At 70.7% G+C, this 19372-nt stretch carries 16 protein-coding genes; 9 read left to right on the top strand and 7 right to left on the bottom strand.

Going from position 1 to position 19372, the window contains the following annotated elements; translation table 11 throughout:
* Positions 1-65 precede the first annotated feature (65 nt).
* Together ACR9E9_RS11040 and ACR9E9_RS11035 are read right to left on the bottom strand one after the other, a co-directional pair.
* The gene (locus ACR9E9_RS11040) at positions 66-2426 is read right to left on the bottom strand and encodes an ATP-binding cassette domain-containing protein (protein ID WP_435198536.1); all 2361 of its coding nucleotides are present in this window, start codon (positions 2424-2426) and stop codon (positions 66-68) included.
* Between the two features lie 296 nt (positions 2427-2722).
* The gene (locus tag ACR9E9_RS11035) at positions 2723-3307 is read right to left on the bottom strand and encodes a TetR/AcrR family transcriptional regulator (RefSeq protein WP_435198535.1); all 585 of its coding nucleotides are present in this window, start codon (positions 3305-3307) and stop codon (positions 2723-2725) included.
* A gap of 90 nt (positions 3308-3397) precedes the next feature.
* On the opposite strand from ACR9E9_RS11035, the gene ACR9E9_RS11030 reads away from it, so the two are divergent.
* The 3 genes from ACR9E9_RS11030 to betT are packed head-to-tail and all read left to right on the top strand — an operon-like array spanning position 3398 to position 8711.
* The gene (locus tag ACR9E9_RS11030; protein ID WP_435198534.1) at positions 3398-4891 is read left to right on the top strand and encodes an aldehyde dehydrogenase family protein; all 1494 of its coding nucleotides are present in this window, start codon (positions 3398-3400) and stop codon (positions 4889-4891) included.
* Between the two features lie 44 nt (positions 4892-4935).
* Positions 4936-6696: a choline dehydrogenase gene (betA, locus tag ACR9E9_RS11025; protein WP_435198533.1), complete on the top strand. Its 1761-nt coding sequence runs from the start codon at positions 4936-4938 to the stop codon at positions 6694-6696.
* Positions 6693-8711, top strand: coding sequence for a choline BCCT transporter BetT (gene betT, locus ACR9E9_RS11020; protein ID WP_435198532.1), 2019 nt, complete (start codon positions 6693-6695; stop codon positions 8709-8711). The genes betA and betT overlap by 4 nt, the downstream gene beginning before the upstream one ends.
* 60 nt (positions 8712-8771) lie before the next feature.
* On the opposite strand, the gene ACR9E9_RS11015 is transcribed toward betT, so the two are convergent.
* A complete protein-coding gene (locus tag ACR9E9_RS11015; RefSeq protein WP_435198531.1) occupies positions 8772-9407 on the bottom strand; it encodes a helix-turn-helix domain-containing protein in 636 nt (211 codons plus the stop codon).
* 314 nt (positions 9408-9721) lie between these two features.
* On the opposite strand from ACR9E9_RS11015, the gene ACR9E9_RS11010 reads away from it, so the two are divergent.
* Positions 9722-11350 (top strand): AMP-binding protein, encoded by a 1629-nt coding sequence (locus ACR9E9_RS11010; RefSeq protein ID WP_435198530.1) that lies wholly within the window; start codon positions 9722-9724, stop codon positions 11348-11350.
* 299 nt (positions 11351-11649) lie between these two features.
* On the top strand, positions 11650-12705 hold the full coding sequence (locus tag ACR9E9_RS11005) for a methyltransferase domain-containing protein (protein WP_435198529.1): 1056 nt from the start codon (positions 11650-11652) through the stop codon (positions 12703-12705).
* A gap of 18 nt (positions 12706-12723) precedes the next feature.
* On the opposite strand, the gene ACR9E9_RS11000 is transcribed toward ACR9E9_RS11005, so the two are convergent.
* Complete coding sequence (locus tag ACR9E9_RS11000; RefSeq protein ID WP_435198528.1) at positions 12724-13047, bottom strand: DUF4190 domain-containing protein; 324 nt, start codon at positions 13045-13047, stop codon at positions 12724-12726.
* Between the two features lie 121 nt (positions 13048-13168).
* Between ACR9E9_RS11000 and tdh the strand changes: the two genes are divergently transcribed.
* The 4 genes from tdh to ACR9E9_RS10980 all read left to right on the top strand — a co-directional run bounded on the left by tdh (position 13169) and on the right by ACR9E9_RS10980 (position 17187).
* Positions 13169-14209, top strand: a complete 1041-nt coding sequence (gene tdh / locus ACR9E9_RS10995) for an L-threonine 3-dehydrogenase (RefSeq protein ID WP_435198527.1) — start codon at positions 13169-13171, stop codon at positions 14207-14209.
* A gap of 2 nt (positions 14210-14211) precedes the next feature.
* On the top strand, positions 14212-15405 hold the full coding sequence (locus ACR9E9_RS10990; RefSeq protein ID WP_435198526.1) for a glycine C-acetyltransferase: 1194 nt from the start codon (positions 14212-14214) through the stop codon (positions 15403-15405).
* A gap of 76 nt (positions 15406-15481) precedes the next feature.
* On the top strand, positions 15482-16057 hold the full coding sequence (locus tag ACR9E9_RS10985; protein WP_435198525.1) for a dihydrofolate reductase family protein: 576 nt from the start codon (positions 15482-15484) through the stop codon (positions 16055-16057).
* Between the two features lie 143 nt (positions 16058-16200).
* Entirely contained in the window at positions 16201-17187 is a 987-nt protein-coding gene (locus tag ACR9E9_RS10980) for a GGDEF domain-containing protein (RefSeq protein WP_435198524.1), read from the top strand.
* A gap of 16 nt (positions 17188-17203) precedes the next feature.
* Here ACR9E9_RS10980 and ACR9E9_RS10975 read toward each other — a convergent pair whose 3' ends face one another.
* From ACR9E9_RS10975 to ACR9E9_RS10965, 3 genes are read right to left on the bottom strand one after another with little or no spacing between them, the layout of a single operon-like run.
* The gene (locus tag ACR9E9_RS10975) at positions 17204-17824 is read right to left on the bottom strand and encodes an L-threonylcarbamoyladenylate synthase (RefSeq protein WP_435198523.1); all 621 of its coding nucleotides are present in this window, start codon (positions 17822-17824) and stop codon (positions 17204-17206) included.
* A 9-nt stretch (positions 17825-17833) separates the two neighbouring features.
* Complete coding sequence (locus ACR9E9_RS10970) at positions 17834-18892, bottom strand: ArsO family NAD(P)H-dependent flavin-containing monooxygenase (RefSeq protein WP_435198522.1); 1059 nt, start codon at positions 18890-18892, stop codon at positions 17834-17836.
* Positions 18893-18898: 6 nt separating this feature from the next.
* A complete protein-coding gene (locus ACR9E9_RS10965; protein ID WP_435198521.1) occupies positions 18899-19372 on the bottom strand; it encodes an OsmC family protein in 474 nt (157 codons plus the stop codon).

Genomic DNA, 19372 nt, shown 5'->3' with positions numbered 1-19372 from the left:
GTGGATCGACGGGGCCGACGACCACCTGGGGTCACACTCCGTCCCGCGTACGTGCCGCTGACCCGTCACCGGCCCACGTACGCGGCCAGGTGCTGGGCCGTGAGGGTCGTGCCGTCGGCCACGAGCTCGGCGGGGGTTCCCTCGAAGACCACCCGGCCACCCTCGTGGCCGGCGCCCGGCCCGAGGTCGATGACCCAGTCCGCGTGCGCCATGACCGCCTGGTGGTGCTCGATGACGATGACCGAGGTGCCCGCGTCGACGAGGTGGTCGAGCAGGCCCAGGAGGTTCTCCACGTCGGCCAGGTGCAGACCGGTCGTGGGCTCGTCGAGGACGTAGAGGTCCCCCTTCGTCCCCATCTGCACGGCGAGCTTGAGGCGCTGCCGCTCCCCGCCGGACAGGGCGGTCAGGGGTTGGCCGAGGGTGAGGTACCCCAGGCCGACGTCGACGAGGCGGGAGAGGATCGTGTGCGCGGCCGGCAGACTCGCTGGACCGTCCTTGGCGAAGAAGGCGCGGGCCTCGCTCATCGACATCGCGAGGACCTCGGCGATGTTCTTCCCGGCCAGCTCGAACTCGAGGACGGCATCCTGGAAGCGCCGCCCCTCGCAGTCCTCGCACGGCGACTCGACCGTGGCCATGACACCCAGCTCGGTGAAGACCACGCCGGCGCCGTTGCAGGTCGGGCAGGCGCCCTCGGAGTTGGAGCTGAAGAGGGCCGGCTTCACTCCGTTGGCCTTGGCGAAGGCCTTGCGGATCGGCTCCAGCGCCCCCGTGTAGGTCGCCGGGTTGCTGCGGCGCGACCCCTTGATGGCCGCCTGGTCGATGACGACGACCCCGTCCCGGCCGTCGAGCTCCCCGTGGACGAGGGAGCTCTTGCCCGATCCTGCGACTCCGGTGATGGCCACGAGCACCCCGAGCGGGATGTCGACGTCGACGTCCTGGAGGTTGTGAGCGCCGGCCCCGCGGATCTCCACGTGTCCGGTGCCGGAGCGGACCTCGTCCTTGAGCGTGGCGCGGTCGTCCAGGTGGCCGCCGGTGAGCGTACCGCTGCCGCGCAGCCCCTCGATGGTCCCCTCGAAGACGACCTCACCGCCGCCGGCTCCCGCCTTCGGGCCGAGGTCGATCGCATGGTCGGCGATGGCGATCGTCTCCGGCTTGTGCTCGACGACGAGCACGGTGTTGCCCTTGTCCCGCAGGCGGATCAGGAGGTCGTTCATGCGGGCGATGTCATGGGGGTGCAGACCGATCGTCGGCTCGTCGAAGACGTAGGTGACATCGGTGAGCGACGAGCCCAGGTGACGGATCATCTTCGTGCGCTGCGCCTCTCCCCCGGACAGCGTGCCCGCGGGACGATCGAGCGAGAGGTAACCCAGCCCGATCTCGGTGAAGGAGTCGAGCAGGTGCTGCAGCCCGGTGAGCAGCGGCCCGAAGCCGGGCTCCTCGAGCGCACGCACCCACTCCGCGAGGTCGGAGATCTGCATGGCGCACAGGTCGGCGATGCTCTTGCCCTGGATGGTCGACGAGCGGGCCTCGGGGGTCAGCCGGGTCCCGGCGCACTCGGGGCACGTCTGGAAGGTCACCGCGCGCTCGACGAAGCGGCGCACGTGCGGCTGCATGGCCTCGCGATCCTTGGAGAGCATCGACTTCTGGATCTTCGGGATGATCCCCTCGAAGGTGAGGTTGACGCCCTCGACCTTGATCTTCGTCGGCTCCGACCAGAGCATCGTCTCGAGCTGCCTCTTCGTGAACGTCGCGATGGGCTCGTCCATCGGCAGGCCCATCCCCTCGAAGAGGCGTCCGTACCACCCGTCCATCGAGTAGCCGGGCACCGTCAGCGCACCCTCGCGCAGGGTCTTGCTGTCGTCGTAGAGGGCGGTGAGGTCGATGTCGCTGACCTGCCCCATGCCCTCGCAGCGGGGGCACATGCCTCCGAGGTAGACCACCTGCTTGACGGCCTTCTTCTCCACCCGCCCCCCGGACTTCTCGGTCGACATCATCCCGCTCGCCTTGCGGGTGGGGACGTTGAAGGAGTAGGCCGTCGGCGGTCCGACGGGTGGGTCGCCGAGGCGGCTGAAGAGGATGCGCAGCATGGCATTGGCGTCGGTCGCGGTACCCACGGTCGAGCGGGGGTTGGCGCCCATGCGCTCCTGGTCGACGATGATCGCGGTCGTCAGTCCCTCGAGGCGGTCGACGTCGGGGCGGGCCAACGAGGGCATGAAACCCTGCAGGAAGGCGCTGTACGTCTCGTCGATCATCCGCCGGGACTCCGCTGCGATCGTCGCGAAGACGAGCGAGCTCTTGCCCGACCCGGACACCCCGGTGAAGACGGTCAGGCGGCGTTTGGGGATCTCGACACTGATGTCCTTGAGGTTGTTCTCCCGGGCTCCTTGGACGCGGATCAGGTCGTGGCTGTCGGCAGGGTGCGGCATCGGCTCTCCAGACGAAGGGTTCGCAGCAGGCACCCTCGATCCAAGCAGATGCCGACCCATCCCACACCCGTCAGTGCGTGCGCGATACTCGCTGGCGTCGGGCGTCGGCGCGCCGTTGGCTGTCGGGAAGGACGAGCAGCGATGTGTGGACCGACGACCAGGCGCAGCGCTGGACCTCGTGGCGCAGCTCGCGGGGATGCAGCTCGAGCGGCGCACCGAGGACTGGGTCGGAACCCCCTTCACCTCGGCGAGCGAGGGTCACGTCAGCGTGTGGTGGCGGGGTCTGACCTCCGCCGTCACTCCCCCACGAAGCTGTCGATGATTGCCCGCGCCGTGCCCTCGCCACCGAGGATCGAGCGGTCCTGGTCCCGGCGCAGCATGCCGACGAGGGTGCCGAAGTAGGCCGTCGTCACCTGATCGGCCAGCGCCGGCGCCCGGTCGGGTCCGACGACCTCGGCGGCGTAGTCGAGCATGCGCTCGGAGAGCAGCTGCTCCTCGGCCCGCAGCGCGGCGGCGACCTCCGGGGTCGGCTCGTAGATGGCGGCGGCCGTGCCGCTGAAGGCGCACCACCGCTCGTGCAGCCGGTCGTACTGGTAGCTGCGCAGGGCCGGGAAGATCGACAGCAGTCGCTCCACCGGCGTCGTCGCCTCCGCCAGCGCCGAGTCCCAGGCGGCCGTCCACTCGCTCAGCCGGCGCTCCAGGGCGGCGGCGATGAGCCCGTCCTTGCTGCCGAAGTTGGCGTACAGCGTCGCGGCCGACGCCCCCGAGCGCCGCAGGATGACGTCGACCGGGGTGAGCACGACACCCTCGACGAACATCAGGTCGTCGGCCGCGGCCAAGAGCCTCTCCCGGGCGGGCCGTCTGCGCGATGCCGTCGTCATGGCCACACTCTAACCGCAACGCGCGTTTCGGTTGTGAGCGAAACGTGCGTTACTGTCACAGAGCACCCGACGCCACCGACGAGGAGCCCCATGTCGACCTTGTACATCGCAGGACGGTGGCGCACCGCCGCCTCCGGCGAGACCCGTGAGATCACCTGCCCCGCGGACGGAGCCGTGGCCGTGACCGTGGACGAAGGGGGTGCCGCGGACGCCCGTGACGCCGTCCGGGCCGCCCGGGAGGCCTTCGACGTCGGCCCGTGGCCGCGGACGCCCGCACCCGAGCGGGCCGCCCTCCTGAGCCGCATCGCGGACCGTCTCGAGCGCGAGCTCGACGAGGTCGCCCGGCTCGAGTCGCTCGACACCGGCAAGCGTCATGTCGAGGCACGCATCGACATGGAGGACATCGTCGCCGTCTTCCGCCACTTCGCCTCGCTGGCCCAGGCGGAGGCCGGTCGGGTCGTCGACGCCGGCGTGCCCGACGTCTCCTCGCGTGTCGTCACCGAGCCCGTCGGCGTGTGCTCCCTGATCACGCCGTGGAACTTCCCCCTGCTGCAGACCGCGTGGAAGGTCGCCCCGGCGCTGGCCGCCGGCAACACCTTCGTCCTCAAGCCGAGTGAGCTGACGCCCCAGACCTCGATCTGGTTGGTGCGCGCCCTCGCCGAGGAGGGGCTGCCCGACGGCGTGGCCAACCTCGTGCTCGGGCCCGGTGACACCGTCGGCGCCGCGATGACGAACGCCCCCGAGGTGGACCTCGTCTCCTTCACCGGAGGGCTGGCCACCGGCAAGACGATCATGGCCGCTGCGTCGACCACGGTGAAGAAGATCGCCCTCGAGCTCGGCGGCAAGAACCCCAACGTGATCTTCGCCGACGCCGACAGGGATGCGGCGATCGACAATGCCCTCACGGCGATCTTCCTCGACTCCGGCCAGGTCTGCTCCGCCGGCTCGCGCCTGGTCGTCGAGGAGTCCATCCACGACGAGGTCGTCGACGAGCTCGTCCGCCGGGCCACGGCCATCCGGATGGGCGGCCCCTTCGACGAGTCCGCCGAGACCGGCCCGCTCATCAGCGACGGGCACCGGGCCAAGGTCGAGGCCTACGTCGCCGCGGGCATCGAGGAGGGAGCCGTCCTGCGCTGCGGTGGCGAGCGCCCCGGCGGTGAGCTGGCCATCGGCAGCTACTACCCCCCGACGATCCTCGACGGGTGCACGAGCGACATGTCCTGCGTCCAGGACGAGTCCTTCGGCCCGGTACTCACCGTAGAGACCTTCGCCGGTGACACGCGCGATGCCGCCGAGGACGCGGCCATCGCGATCGCCAACGACACGATCTACGGCCTCACCGGTGCGGTGTGGACCCAGGACGCCGGTCGCGCCGAGCGCATGGCCCGCCGCCTGCGCCACGGCACGGTCTGGATCAACGACTTCCACCCCTACGTCCCCGCCGCCGAGTGGGGCGGCATGAAGCAGTCGGGCATCGGGCGCGAGCTCGGCACCGCCGGGCTGCACGAGTACCAGGAGACCAAGCACATCTGGCACAACACCCGCCCGGCGCCCGCTGGCTGGTTCGCCAACCCGCAGGACTGAGCACCACCCCGCGCACGACGCACACACCACGGGAGAAGAGACACATGAGAGCGCGCTACGACTACATCATCGTCGGCGGAGGATCCGCCGGCTCCGCACTGGCCAACAGACTCAGCAGCGACGAGAGCACGAGCGTCCTCGTCCTCGAGGCCGGCCGGGCGGACTTCCTCGCGGACCCCCTGATCCACATGCCTGCTGCCCTGATGTTCCCCGCCGGCAACCCGCTCTACGACTGGGCCTACGAGAGCGAGCCGGAGCCGCACATGGACGGGCGCCGCGTCAAGCACGCGCGCGGCAAGGTCCTGGGTGGCAGCTCGAGCATCAACGGGATGATCTTCCAGCGCGGCAACCCCGGGGACTACGACACCTGGTCCTCCTTCGACGGGATGGAGCAGTGGGACTACGCGCACTGCCTGCCGTACTTCAAGCGCATGGAGACGACGACCGCCGGGGCCGACGCCTGGCGCGGCGGCGCCGGCCCGCTCAAGCTCGAGCGCGGCCCGGCCGAGAGCCCGCTCTTCCAGGCCTTCTTCGAGGCGACCACCCAGGCCGGGTTCGCCCGGACCGATGACGTCAACGGCTACCGCCAGGAGGGCTTCGCCCCCTTCGACCGCAACGTCTACCAGGGCAGCCGCATGTCGGCCTCCCGCGCCTACCTGCGACCGGTGCGGGGTCGCAAGAACCTCGACGTGACCACCCTGGCCACCGTCACCAACCTGCGCTGGGAGGGCACCCGCGTCACCGGTGTCGACTTCGTGCGGGCGAAGCGGCGCAAGCACTCCGTCGACGCCGGCGAGGTCATCCTCTGCGGTGGCGCCTTCAACTCCCCGCAGCTGCTCCAGCTGTCGGGCGTCGGTGACCCGGAGACGCTCCGCGCCGCCGGCGTCACCCCGCGCATCGACCTGCCCGGCGTCGGCGAGAACCTCCAGGACCACCTCGAGGTGTATCTCCAGCACGTCAGCATGCAGCCGGTCTCCATCGCACCCTGGCTGAAGAAGTGGAAGGCGCCGTACATCGGGGCCGAGTGGCTCTTCCTCAACCGTGGCGTCGGTGCCTCCAACCACTTCGAGGCCGGCGGCTTCATCCGTACCAACGACGAGGTCGCCTACCCGAACCTCATGTTCCACTTCCTGCCGATCGCCGTGCGCTACGACGGCACCGCCTCGGGAGGCAAGCACGGGTACCAGGTGCACATCGGGCCGATGAACTCCGATGTGCGCGGCAGCCTGCGGATCACCACCGACGACCCCTTCACCAAGCCGGAGATCCGCTTCAACTACCTCTCGACGGAGAACGACCGGCGCGAGTGGATCGAGGTCGTCCGCGCTGCCCGGCACATCCTCGACCAGCCGGCCTTCGCCCCCTTCGACGGGGGCGAGACCTCGCCCGGGCCGAGCGTCCAGACCGACCAGGAGATCATCGACTGGGTCGCCAAGGACGCCGAGACGGCGCTGCACCCGTCGTGCACCGCGAAGATGGGCACGGACGCGATGTCGGTCGTCGACCCCTCCTCGATGCGGGTGCACGGCACGCAGGGTCTGCGGGTCGTCGACGCCTCCGTCTTCCCGACCATCACCAACGGCAACATCTACGCCCCGGTGATGATGGTCGCCGAGAAGGCCGCCGACCTCATCGCCGGCAACACTCCCCTGGCCCCCGAGGAACCCCCGCTCTACCGTGCGGGTCGGGGCATGCCCCTCTACCCCGAGGGCGACCCGCGCAACGCCGCCTGGGATGCACGCACCGACCTGCCCAGCGCACTGAGCGTCCTCCGCGACGCCGGGACCACGGGAGCGGACCAGTGAGCGCCCCCACCGCCGTCGACCCGGTGCTGACCGAGGAGCACCCGCGCCAACCCCGCGTGAAGCGCTCGGTGCTCATCGTCTCCGGTGTGGCCATCGCCCTCGTCGCCGCGTGGGCACTCATCGCCCCGACCCGCGCCGAGAGCACCCTCGGCGAGCTCGTCGGCTGGATCTCCACCTGGTTCGGGTGGTTCTACATCGCCCTGGCCACGACCGTGCTCGTCTTCGTCATCTACGTCGGCGTCCGGTACGCCAAGGTCCGCCTGGGCGACGACGACGACCGGCCCGAGTTCTCGACCTTCGCGTGGGCCTCGATGCTCTTCGCCGCGGGGATCGGCACCGACGTGATGTTCTTCGCCGTGGCCGAGCCCGCCAGCCAGTACCTCGCGCCGCCCCAGGGGCAGGGCGAGACCCTCGCGGCCGCCCGTGAGGCCACGGTGTGGACCCTCTTCCACTACGGCATCACCGGCTGGGGCATGTACGCCCTCATGGGCGTCGCCCTGGGCTACTTCGCCCACCGCAAGAAGCTGCCGCTCGCGGTCCGCTCGGCGCTCTATCCCATCTTCGGCAAGCGCATCCGCGGGCCGATCGGGGACGCGGTCGACATCGCCACGGTGCTCGGCACGATCTTCGGTGTCGCCACCTCCCTGGGCATCGGGGTCGTCATGCTCAACGTCGGTCTCGGCGTGATGTTCGACGTCCCGCAGGGCATCCCCGCCCAGGTCGGTCTCGTCGTCCTCGCCGTCGCCGTGGCGACGGTCTCCGCGACGACCGGTGTCGATCGCGGCATCCGCCTGCTCAGCCAGCTCAACGTGCTCCTCGCGATCCTGCTGGCCCTGTGGGTCCTCGTCACCGGCGAGACCGCCTTCCTGCTGCGCGCCATCACGATGAACGTCGGTGACTTCGTCTCGAGCTTCCCCGGCATGACGCTCGACACGATGGCCTTCGACCACCCGAGCGAGTGGATGAACCTGTGGACGCTCTTCTTCTGGGCGTGGTGGATCGCCTGGGCCTCCTTCGTCGGGATGTTCCTCGCGCGCATCTCGAAGGGCCGCACCATCGGGCAGTTCATGGTCGGCACGCTGACGATCCCCTTCAGCTACATCGTCATGTGGGTCTCGATCTTCGGGAACTCGGCCGTGAAGCAGATCGCCGACGGAGATGCGAAGTTCGGTGAGCTCGCCGTGAACCAGCCGGAGCAGGGCTTCTACACCCTGCTGCAGCAGTACCCCGGGGCGTGGTTCCTCGTCGGGCTGGCGACCTTCGTGGGACTGCTCTTCTACGTCACGTCGGCCGACTCCGGTGCCCTGGTCATGGCCAACCTCAGCTCCGACCTGCCGGACAGCGAGACCGACGCCCGCCCGTGGCTGCGCATCGTGTGGGCCGCGGCGACCGGTGTGCTGACCATCGCGATGCTCGTCGTCGGCGGGATCGTCGCGCTGCAGTACGCGACGATCATCATGGGGCTGCCCTTCGCCGTCGTCATGATCCTGGTGATGATCGGCCTGCACCGAGCGCTCGAGGCCGAGCGCACCCAGGTCAGCGCCGCCCGACTGTCCCTGACCACCCACCTGGCCGGTCGCGAGGTCGCCCACCAGGGGTCGTGGCGCCGTCGGATGACCACGACCTTCGGCACGGTCAGCCCCAAGCGGGCCACGGAGCGCCTCACCACGGTGATCGTCCCCGCGTTGCACGAGGTGGCCGAGGCCATGCAGGCCGAGGGACGCACCGCGCACGTCGAGGTGACGGACGGGGACGCCACCACGCCGGCCGCCGCTCAGCTCGTCGTCGGCGAGGGGGACTCCCCCTTCGTCTGGTCCGTGCGGGCCCGCCGGGTGGCCGCTCCGAGCTACGGCACGCGGATGATCGAGGCCGATGACCGCACGACCAGGCTCGAGGTCGCCCTTCCCACGGGAGGTGGTTACGACGTCTTCACCTACAGCGGCGAGGAGGTCTGCCACGACGTGCTCGACCACTTCGAGCGATGGTCCGTCGCAGGTCGGCTCGCAGACACCTGAGCCTGACCACGGACAGCCCGAGCGGGCCGTGACCACTGCTGTGGTCGCGGTCCGCTCGCGTCAGCGGCTGGTGGTGACGAGCCGGACCGCGGCCCGCAGGTGGGGGCCGACGACCTGCTCGTCGAGGGGTCGCAGCGAGACGACCCCGACCGAGGCCTCGAAGGGGGTGGCCCCCTTCGGCACCGCGAGCGCCAGGCCGTGGGCGCCGGACTGGAGCTCACCGGCGGACGAGACGGCCACGGGGCCACCCTGGCGGGCCATGAGGATGGCTCGCCCCGCGGCGCCGCGCTCGAGGGGGTGGCGTGACCCGGTCCGGTAGCCGACGTGGAAGTCGGTGCCGGAGGGCTCGACGACGACGATGGCCACCGCCTCGTCCCCCTCGGCGACGCTGAGGTGGGCGGTCGCGGCCGCGGTGTCCGCGAGGGCTGCCAGGACGGGGCGTGCCCGCTCGCGCAGGGCGGGAACGACGGCGCCGGCGAGCCGGTGCATCCCCAGACCGAGCCGGATGCGCCCGCCCTGCCGGGTCACCAGCTGGTGCTCCTCGAGCGTGGCCACGAGCCGATAGACGACCGCCCGTCCGGTGCCCACGCTGGCGGCGATCGCGCTGATGGTCATCCCGTCGGACCCGTCCTCACGGGCGAGCTCCTCGAGGATGCGCAGCCCCCGATCGAGCGTCTGCGAGCCCTCGGCGCTCACGGCCGGGCCCAGGACTGTGGGTGGTGCGCCATTGGCGGTGTGCCCCTTGCGTATGACGATCGGACGGCTCTGCCCCTCCCATGGTGGCACCTGCCCGCCCCCTCCCTTCGCATCTGCCTAGGCAAATGCGAAGGGAGGGGGGGCGTCGCGGTCCCCATCGGCGTCGGCGTCTTCACCTACGGTGCGCGGTACCTCCGCGAGGAGGAGCCCGCGGCGCACAGCCCGGCCGAGGGCGCGGCCGTACTCGTGGGTGACGCCGACCGAGTCGTGGCATGGTTGGAGATCGCACTGCCGCGACCTAGGAGGAACCCGAAATGACCGCCCCTGCCCTCCCTTCGTACACGTCGGGGGTCTCCGACGCGCCACTGCTGGGAGACACGATCGGCGCCAACCTCGAGCGCACGGTGGCCACCCACGGGGACCGTGAGGCGCTCGTCGACGTGCCGAGCGGCCGGCGGTGGACCTACGGCGAGCTGCTCGCCGATGTCGACGCCGTGGCCAAGGGACTCATGGCGAAGGGGGTCGCTGCCGGCGACCGCATCGGCATCTGGGCCCCCAACTACCCGGAGTGGACGATCCTGCAGTACGCCACCGCCCGCGTCGGGGCCATCCTCGTCAACATCAACCCGGCCTATCGCTCCCACGAGCTGACGTACGTCGCCACCCAGTCCGGCATGCGCATGATCGTCAGCGCCCAGTCGCACAAGACGTCCGACTACCGCGCGATGGTCGAGGAGGTGCGTCCCGAGGTTCCGACCCTGACGGACGTCGTCTACATCGGTGACGAGTCCTGGGACGCCCTGGCCAGCGGCGGCAGCGCGGTCACCGACGCCGACCTCGCGGAGCGGGGTGCCGGTCTCACCCCGGACGACCCGATCAACATCCAGTACACCTCCGGGACCACGGGCTTCCCCAAGGGCGCGACGCTCAGCCACCACAACATCCTCAACAACGGCTACTTCGTCGGCGAGCTGATCCAGTACACCGAGCAGGACCGCATCTGCATCCCGGTGCCCTTCTACCACTGCTTCGGCATGGTCATGGGCAACCTCGCGGCCACCTCGCACGGCGCCTGCATGGTCATCCCGGCGCCCTCCTTCGAGCCGGCGGCCACCCTGCAGGCGGTCGTCGACGAGAGGTGCACCTCGCTGTACGGCGTCCCCACGATGTTCATCGGCGAGCTCGGTCTGCCCGACTTCGCCGACTACGACCTGAGCAGCCTGCGCACCGGGATCATGGCCGGGTCGACCTGCCCGATCGAGGTCATGAAGCAGGTGGTGGCCGAGATGAACATGGGCGAGGTGGCGATCAGCTACGGGATGACCGAGACCTCTCCCGTCTCGACGATGACCCGCGTCGACGACGACCTCGCCCGTCGCACGGAGACCGTGGGCCGCTCGATGCCGCACATCGAGTCCAAGATCATCGACCCCCTGAGCGGGGTGCCGCTCCCCCGGGGCGAGGCGGGCGAGCTGTGCACCCGGGGCTACAGCGTGATGCTCGGCTACTGGGCGGACCCGGAGAAGACCGCCGAGGCCATCGACGCCGCCCGCTGGATGCACACCGCCGACCTGGCGACGATGGACGAGGACGGCTACGTCACCATCGTCGGGCGCATCAAGGACCTGGTGATCCGCGGCGGGGAGAACGTCTACCCGCGAGAGGTCGAGGAGTTCCTCCACCGCCACCCCGCGATCGCCGACGTCCAGGTCATCGGGGTCCCCGACGAGAAGTACGGCGAGGAGCTCATGGCCTGGGTCGTGCTCCAGCCCGAGGCCGAGTCACTGACGGCCGAGGAGGTGCGCGAGTTCGCCTCCGGCAAGCTCGCCCACTACAAGATCCCGAAGTACGTCCATGTCACCGACTCCTTCCCCATGACCGTCACGGGCAAGGTCCGCAAGGTCGAGATGCGCGAGCAGGCGACGCAGATCCTCGGCACCTGACCGGGCAGCACGAAGGGCGGGCCCCCCGGTCTCCCGGGGGCACCGCCCTTCGTCATGTGGGATCGGTGATCAGCCCTGCTGGTCACCCCGGTGCGTGGCCTGCGCCGACTGCGACTCGACCTGGTCCGAGAGGCGGTCCAGCGGTTCGCGCCGCCGCGTCACCGACGCAATGTCCCTCGGCACCCGACGAATCGCCCGGGCACCAGTCAGATCGCTACGCTCACGCTGTGCAGTGTGCCCACTTCGACCGCGGAGAGTGTCGCTCCTGCGCCCTCATGGGGGTGCCGTACGGGCGGCAGGTGAGCGACCTCTCGGACGAGGTCGAGGCGCTGCTCGAGGGCACCGTGCCCCCCGGGGCGTGGGACTCCCCCTTCGTCGGGCCCGAGTCGGGTTTTCGCAACAAGGCGAAGCTGGCCGTCGGGGGCACCAAGGAGGCGCCGACCTTCGGGATCCTCGACTCCGGGTACCGGGGGGTCGATCTGCGGGACTGCGGGCTGTACGAGCCGGCCCTGGCCCGGGCCCTCCCACCGCTGACCGCCGCGGTCGCCGGGCTCGGTCTCGTCCCCTTCGACGTGCGGGCTCGCTCCGGTGAGCTGAAGCACCTCCTCGTCACGGCGAGCCCGGACGGGGAGCTCATGGTCCGCTTCGTGCTGCGCTCCCCCGGGCAGCTCCCACGGATCCTACGGGGGCTGCCCCTCCTGCGGGAGGCCGTCCCGCAGCTGCGGGTGGCGTCGGTGAACATCCAGCCCGACCACAAGGCGGTCCTCGAGGGCGAGGAGGAGATCCTCCTCACCGAGGAGGACACCCTCCCGATGCGCCTCGACGAGGTGACCTTCCGGCTGCGTCCACGCAGCTTCTTCCAGACCAACAGCGTCGTCGCGGCGGGGCTCTACCGCCAGGCCGGCGAGTGGATCGGCGCGGTCGACCCGGCCTCGGTCCTCGACCTGTACTGCGGGGTCGGCGGGTTCGCCCTCACCGCGGCCCTGGCGCCGGGGCGGCCCGAGCGCCGCATCGACGGGGTCGAGGTGGCGCCGCAGGCCGTCGCGGGTGCGCGGGCCAGCGCGGCCGACCTCGGCGTGGCGGCCGACTTCCGCGTCGGGGACGCCGGGGCCCTCGACGCGGTCGCCGCCGAGATGGTCGTCGTCAACCCACCGCGACGCGGGATCGGCGCGGAGCTGGCCGCCGCGATCACCGCGGCGGCGCCCCACCACGTCATCTACTCGAGCTGCAATGCGACATCGCTCGCGCGGGACCTCGCGCACCTGCCGCGTCATCGGGTCGTGCGCGCCCGGTTGTTCGACATGTTCCCGCAGACGCGCCACCACGAGGTCATCGTGCTGCTGGAGCGGCGCTGACCCGCTCTCGGGTCGCGCTCAGACGCTCGCCATCGAACCGGTGAAGACGATGATCACGGCGAAGTAGCAGATGATGACGAGGATGATCGCGGCGAAGAGGATCGTGCCCACGATGCCCAGGATCCTGCCGATGGTGGCGTGCTCACGGTTGGTCCAGCCCGCCTGCGGGTCGGCGTCGATCTCCTGGAGGGCCTTGGCGCCGAGGATCCACGCGACGATGCCCAGGCCGGGGATCATGGTCAACCCGACGATCCCGAGGACGAGGGCCGCGGTGGCGTTCGCATGGTTGCGCGGTGCCGCCCACGGGGAGGGCGGGGTCTGCGGGGCGGGCTGGTTCGTCATGACCGGTCCACCGTAGGTCGCCGGGACGCGCCGCACCACGGGGAGCACTCCCCTTCGCCCCTCGGGTCGCTACTGTCGTGACGGCGGTCACCCCCGTCACCCCCTTCGACAGGAGAAGTTGATGCGAGCACTGGTCAAACCCCGACCGGGTCCCGGCCTGGAGCTGATGGACGTCCCCGAGCCCCACGCCGGTGACGACGAGGTCCGTGTCCGCGTGCTGCGGGCCGGCCTCTGCGGCACGGACCTGCACCTGCACGGCTGGGACGAGTGGGCGGCCGGCGCGGTCCCGCGGACCCCGCAGGTCATCGGTCACGAGTTCTACGGCGAGGTCGACGAGGTCGGCCGCTCCGTGACGAGCGTGCAGGTGGGAGACCGGGTCTCGGGCGAGGGCCACCTCGTGTGCGGCACCTGTCGCAACTGCCGCGCGGGCCGGCGCCACCTGTGCATCAACACGATCGGCATCGGGGTCAATCGTGACGGGGCCTTCGCCGACCACGTCGTCATCCCTGCGTCGAACGCGTGGGTGCACCACGACGACATCGACCCGGATCTCGGGGCGGTCTTCGACCCCCTCGGCAATGCCGTGCACACCACCTTGTCCTTCCCCCTCGCCGGCGAGGACGTCGTCATCACCGGCGCCGGACCGATCGGGGTCATGGCTGCAGCGGTCGCCCGTCACGTCGGAGCCCGCTACATCGCGGTCACCGACCTCTCCGACACGCGCCTCGAGCTGGCGAAGGGGGCCGGGGCCGACCTCCTCGTCAACGCCGCCCGCTCCGATCTCGGCCGGGCGATGCAGGAGCTGGGCATGAAGGAGGGCTTCGACGTCGGTCTCGAGATGTCCGGCGCTCCCCCGGCGGTCGCCGACATGCTCGACCACCTCAACCACGGCGGGCGCATCGCGATGCTCGGCCTGCCGACGGGTCCGTACCCCATCGACTGGGGCAAGGTCATCACCCACATGGTGACGATCAAGGGGATCTACGGCCGGGAGATGTACGACACCTGGTACACGATGAGCGCGATGCTCTCGACCTCATCCGTGCTGCGTGACGCCGTTTCCTCGGTCATCACCCACCGCTTCCCCGCGGAGCAGTGGGAGGACGCCTTCGCCACCGCCGCCTCGGGAGAGTGCGGCAAGGTCATCATGGACTGGAGCTGAACATGTACGCATTCAAGGACGATCTGAGCGCCACCCTGCAGCAGATCCGCGACGACGGGCTGTGGAAGGACGAGCGACAGCTGACGAGCCCGCAGCAGGCGCACATCACGACGACCAGGACGAGCGCGATCAACTTCTGCGCGAACAACTACCTCGGTCTCGCCGACCACCCCGATGTGCTCGCCGCCGCGTCGAGCGCCTTGCGGGAGTGGGGTTTCGGCATGGCGAGCGTGCGCTTCATCTGCGGCACCCAGGAGCAGCACACCCGGCTGGAGGGCGCGCTGTCCGACTGGTTCGGGACACAGGACACGATCCTCTACTCGAGCTGCTTCGACGCCAACGGCGGCGTCTTCGAGGTGCTCTTCGGCGAGGACGACGCGATCATCTCCGACGAGCTCAACCACGCCTCGCTCATCGATGGCATCAGGTTGAGCAAGGCCGCGCGCTACCGCTACCGCAACGCCGACATGGCCGATCTGCGGGCCCAGCTCGAGGCGGCGAAGGGGGCCCGGCGCACCGTGGTCGTCACCGACGGCGTCTTCTCCATGGACGGCTACCTCGCTCCCCTGGCCGAGATCTGCGACCTCGCCGAGGAGTTCGGCGCGATGGTCCTCGTCGACGACTCCCACGCGGTCGGGTTCATCGGCGAAGGGGGTGGCGGCACCCCCGAGGCGTGCGGCGTCGCCGACCGGGTCGACCTGCTCACCGGCACCCTCGGCAAGGCCCTCGGCGGTGCAAGCGGGGGCTACGTGGCCGGTCCGGCGGAGGTCGTCGCCCTGCTGCGGCAGCGCTCCCGCCCGTACCTGTTCTCCAATGCCGTCGCCCCGGTCGTCGCTGCCGGGTCGCTCGAGGCGATCCGGATCGCGCGGGGGTCCAATGAGGCGCGGGCGACATTGCGGCGCAACACCGCTCTCTTCCGTGAGCTGATGACGGAGGCCGGTTTCGAGCTGCTGCCCGGCGACCACCCGATCACGCCGGTGATGTTCCCCGGCGAGGACGGCGCGCGGCAGGCCTCCCAGATCGCGGACGCCATGCTCGAGCACGGCGTCTACGTCATCGCCTTCTCCTACCCGGTCGTGCCCAAGGGGCGGGCCCGCATCCGCGTCCAGCTCTCGGCGGCGCACAGCGAGGAGGACGTGCGCACCTGCGTCGCCGCCTTCGTGGCCGCCCGGACCGAGGTCCTCGGTGAGGGCTGACCCTCTTCGTCATCGGGACGCTGCGCACGACCAGCGATAGGCTCCGGTCCCCACTGCCTCCGGAAGGAACTTCTCCATGTCACGCGAACTCGTCTACACCGGCTTCATGTCACTCGATGGGGTCGTGGACTCCCCCGGCGGGACGGCTGAGGGGCACCGCAGCGGTGGGTGGGTCGCGGACCCACCGTTCGTGCCCGAGGCGTTCGCGTTGAAGGCGGAGGAGCTCGCCGACACGACGGCACTGATGTTCGGCCGCCGCAGCTACGAGGTCTTCGCGCCGTACTGGCGCGAATCGGCCGACCACGCCGCCTACCAGGACCTGCCGAAGTATGTCGTCTCCAGCACGCTGACCGAGGACGCGCTCGTCGACGGGTGGGGTCCGACCACGGTGCTGCGCACCGCGGAGGACGTCGCCGCGCTGAAGGCCGGCGAGGGTGGGGGCATCTTCATCCACGGCAGCGCCGAGCTGGCCCGCCGGCTCTCGGACGCAGACCTGATCGACCGGTACAACTTGTTGGTGTTTCCCGTCCTCCTCGGTGCCGGGAAGAGCATCTTCAGCACGGCGGACCGGGACAAGCACAACCTCGTCCTCCGGGAGTCGGCGGCCTACTCCAACGGGGTGGTCAAGGTCGTCTACGAGGTGCGGCGCTGATCCCCTCGGAGGCAGTGGCGGCACGCTGACGGGCACCAAGGGGTGACCTCGGCAGACGGATGAGTCGCCGACGGTGCGCCCGTGCGCGGTTCTCGGGACCCGTAGCGGGTCTATGGTGGGAGGCCTACACGGGGGTGAGGCGTATGTCAGCAGCCGTGGGTGCCGATGGGGTGGACGGGGCCTACCCCAGTCCCCGCCGGGCGCCGTGGCCCGGTTTCGCCCTGGCGGCTGATGCCGCGGTGCAGCACCTGGACGAGCGCTTCGACCTCGACCTGTGGATGGTGACCCATGTCGTGGGTGACCAGCAACGGGTGGTGGCCGCTGCCGGTCACTGGGCAGAGCTGGCCCGGCCGGGTACGGATTTCTCCTGGTCGCAGTCCTTCTGCCTGTCGATGGTCGAGCAGCGCGGGCCGATGCTGGCACCCGATGTCCTGGAGTTCCCGGGGTACGCAGCACTGGTGACCGGGATCCTCTCGCGGGTGCGGGCCTACGTCGGGGTGCCGTTGGAGGGGGACGCCGGCGCCTTCTTCGGCACGCTGTGCGCCTTCGCCGACCGCCGCCAGACCGATGCTCCCGCAGAGCTGCTCGGCGTGGTCGAGCTGGTGGGCCAGATGCTCTCCACGATCCTCGCGCACGAGCAGGTGGCTGCCGCCCGCTCCCACGAGGCGGCGATGGCCTATGCGATGGCCGAGCGGGACCATCGCACCGGGTTGTTCAACCGCCGCGGCTGGCAGGCCGCGCTGGCCCGTGAGGACCAGCGCATCGGGCGGTACGGCACGCGCGCCGGAGTCGTGTCGCTCACGGTCGGCTCTCCCGACCGGGCCGACGACACCACGAGCCCGATCGACGAGGACCTGCTGCAGCGCTGCACCCAGGTGTTGACCGCCACCGCTCGGCCCGGCGATGTGCAGGCACGTCTGGAGATGGGTGAGTTCGCCATCCTCGCGATCGAGTGCAACTTCCGCTGTCTGCAAGCCCTGCAGGCCCAGCTACGGGTGGGTCTGCGCTCGGCCGGGGTGCCGGTCGGGGTCGGTGTGGCAGCCCGCCGCGTGGGTGAGGACCTGGCCCAGACCCACGCTCGCGCGATCATGCTCTCCGATCAGCACCGCCGCCAGTCCAGGCGCGGTTGACCCCGTCCGGGCGACGTCACTCGAAGGGGGCCGGGTCCCCGGCTCCGTGGCGAGCGATCTCGGCGACCTCCCCCGAGAGGTCGACGACCGTCGTCGGCTCCGTGCTCACCTCACCGGCGTCGATGACGACGTCGACCTGGTGGTCGAGCGCCTCCTTGACGTCCCAGCCGAAGGTCGGGGTGCGCTCCTCCCCCGGCAGCAGGAGCGTCGAGGTGAGCAGCGGATCACCCAGACCCGCCAGGAGCGCGTGGGTGAGCGGGTTGTCCGGGATGCGCACGCCGACGGTCTTCTTCTTCGAGTGCAGGAGACGGCGGGGCACCTCCTTGGTCGCGGGCAGGATGAAGGTGTACGGCCCCGGGGTCGCCGCCTTGACCGCGCGGAAGACGGCGTTGTCGACATGGACGAGCTGCCCGAGCTGGGCGAAGTCGGCACACAGCAGCGTGTAGTGGTGTCGGTCGTCGAGGCGGCGGATGTCGCGGATGCGGTCCTTGATCTCCTGGTCGTCCAGGCGGCCGCCGAGGGCGTAGCCGGAGTCGGTGGGGAAGGCGACGAGCGCCCCCTCCCGCAGTCGTTCGACGACCTGGGCGACGGTGCGTGGCTGGGGGTTGTCCGGGTGGACTTCGACGAAGGTGGCCATGAGGCCACCCTAGGACCCGGACGCCCCGCGTGGGCGCAGTTCCCCGGCGAGGTCGCCGACGAGCGCCTTCGCCGTCCGGCCGACGCCGATGAGGGTGGCCGACGCCGGTCCGGTCCAGTCGCCGTAGCCGATGAAGGACACGCGCGGATCCCGCACCGACCGGTGACCCTCCACCTCGGGGATCCCCCGGGAGGTGCGCAGGCCGAGCGAGCGAAGGTGGCGCAGCGCCGGGCGGAATCCCGTGCACCAGATCACCGCATCGAGGTCGAGGTGGTCACGTCCGATGACCGCCCCGGTCGGGGTCATCCGGTCGAACATCGCCCGCAGCCGCAGGGCCCCCTTCGCCCGGGCCTCGCGCACCCGGGGAAGCGCGACGACGTTGCCCACGAAGGCGGCCTCCGCCTCGTCCGGCTGCGTCAGACGGGCGGTGGCCTGGGCGAAGAGGTGCCGCCCGTCGACGTCATCGGGCAGGAACCGCAGCCGGCGGGCGGAGACGAGGGAGACCTGCGCGGCATGGTCGACGAGGTCGGCCGTGATCTGCACCCCGGAGTTGCCGCCGCCGACCACGGCCACCCGCTGCCCGGCGAAGTCCTCCGGGCCCCGGTAGTGGGCGCTGTGGATCTGGCGTCCGCCGAAGGACCGCGCCCCCTCGACCTGCGGGACGAAGGGGGCCGACCACGTCCCGGTCGCATTGATGACGTGTCGTGCCCGCAGCAGACCGCGGTCGGTGACCACGTCGAGGCATTCGTCACCCGAGTGGACGTCCTGCACGGTCACTGGCCGCTCAACGGGGAGTGCGTACCGGCGCTCGTACGCCGCCAGGTAGCTCAGGGCGTGGTCGACCGGAGGGAAGGCGTCCGGGTGGCTCGGCATGGGCCACCCGGGAAGGGAGGAGTGGGCCGACGAGGAGAAGAGCCGCAGCGACGGCCAGGTCGACTGCCAGGCGCCACCCGGCGAGGAGTGGCGATCGAGGATCAGGTGGTCGAGGCCGGCTCGACGCAGGTGGTAGCCACAGGCGAGCCCCGCCTGGCCTGCTCCGATGACGGCGACGGCGACGTCAGCGCGCATCCCGAGCTAGGCGTCCTCTGCGGTCATGGTCACCGGGACACCGATCTGGACGGTGCGCGAGACCGTGCAGAGCCGGTCGCGGGACTGGGCCACCGAGCGGGGCAGTGCACTGCGGGCGGCATCTCCCCCTTCGCCCTCGGGGAAGGCGACCCGGAAGGTCACCGCGAGGTCGCTCAGGTGGTTGCCGTCCTCGGGCGTGGAGACCTTCTCCCCCTCCGCGAGGACGGTGAAGGACTCGGGCTCGGCGCGGCGGGAGGTGATGTAGTCGACGTCCACGGAGCTGCACCCGGCGAGCGCCGCGAGCAGCAGCTCGACGGGCGTGAAGTCCTCGGTGCCGCCGTCCCCGATGGTGATCGTGCCGCCGCGGGCGTTGCGCAGCTCGTAGCGGCCCAGCTCGAGGCGGGTCAGCTCCACGCCGCGGTGGCCGGGACCGGTGCCACCGGTCGTCTCGTCGGGGGGTGTCGATGCATCGGCGTCCAT

It is taken from the genome of Janibacter sp. GS2 (genome assembly GCF_051200835.1).
Taxonomy (GTDB): domain Bacteria; phylum Actinomycetota; class Actinomycetes; order Actinomycetales; family Dermatophilaceae; genus Janibacter.
The sequence above is the reverse complement of the archived record's forward strand: the minus strand, read 5'-3'. Positions and strand labels throughout refer to the sequence as shown.

Bases quoted from the DNA above. Each gene is read 5' to 3' on its own strand.
- ACR9E9_RS11040 (WP_435198536.1), bottom strand. From the start codon at position 2,426: ATGCCGCACCCTGCCGACAGCCACGACCTGATCCGCGTCCAAGGAGCC.
- ACR9E9_RS11035 (WP_435198535.1), bottom strand. From the start codon at position 3,307: ATGACGACGGCATCGCGCAGACGGCCCGCCCGGGAGAGGCTCTTGGCC.
- ACR9E9_RS11030 (WP_435198534.1), top strand. From the start codon at position 3,398: ATGTCGACCTTGTACATCGCAGGACGGTGGCGCACCGCCGCCTCCGGC.
- betA (WP_435198533.1), top strand. From the start codon at position 4,936: ATGAGAGCGCGCTACGACTACATCATCGTCGGCGGAGGATCCGCCGGC.
- ACR9E9_RS11010 (WP_435198530.1), top strand. From the start codon at position 9,722: ATGACCGCCCCTGCCCTCCCTTCGTACACGTCGGGGGTCTCCGACGCG.
- ACR9E9_RS11000 (WP_435198528.1), bottom strand. From the start codon at position 13,047: ATGACGAACCAGCCCGCCCCGCAGACCCCGCCCTCCCCGTGGGCGGCA.
- tdh (WP_435198527.1), top strand. From the start codon at position 13,169: ATGCGAGCACTGGTCAAACCCCGACCGGGTCCCGGCCTGGAGCTGATG.
- ACR9E9_RS10990 (WP_435198526.1), top strand. From the start codon at position 14,212: ATGTACGCATTCAAGGACGATCTGAGCGCCACCCTGCAGCAGATCCGC.
- ACR9E9_RS10985 (WP_435198525.1), top strand. From the start codon at position 15,482: ATGTCACGCGAACTCGTCTACACCGGCTTCATGTCACTCGATGGGGTC.
- ACR9E9_RS10980 (WP_435198524.1), top strand. From the start codon at position 16,201: ATGTCAGCAGCCGTGGGTGCCGATGGGGTGGACGGGGCCTACCCCAGT.
- ACR9E9_RS10975 (WP_435198523.1), bottom strand. From the start codon at position 17,824: ATGGCCACCTTCGTCGAAGTCCACCCGGACAACCCCCAGCCACGCACC.
- ACR9E9_RS10970 (WP_435198522.1), bottom strand. From the start codon at position 18,892: ATGCGCGCTGACGTCGCCGTCGCCGTCATCGGAGCAGGCCAGGCGGGG.
- ACR9E9_RS10965 (WP_435198521.1), bottom strand. From the start codon at position 19,372: ATGGACGCCGATGCATCGACACCCCCCGACGAGACGACCGGTGGCACC.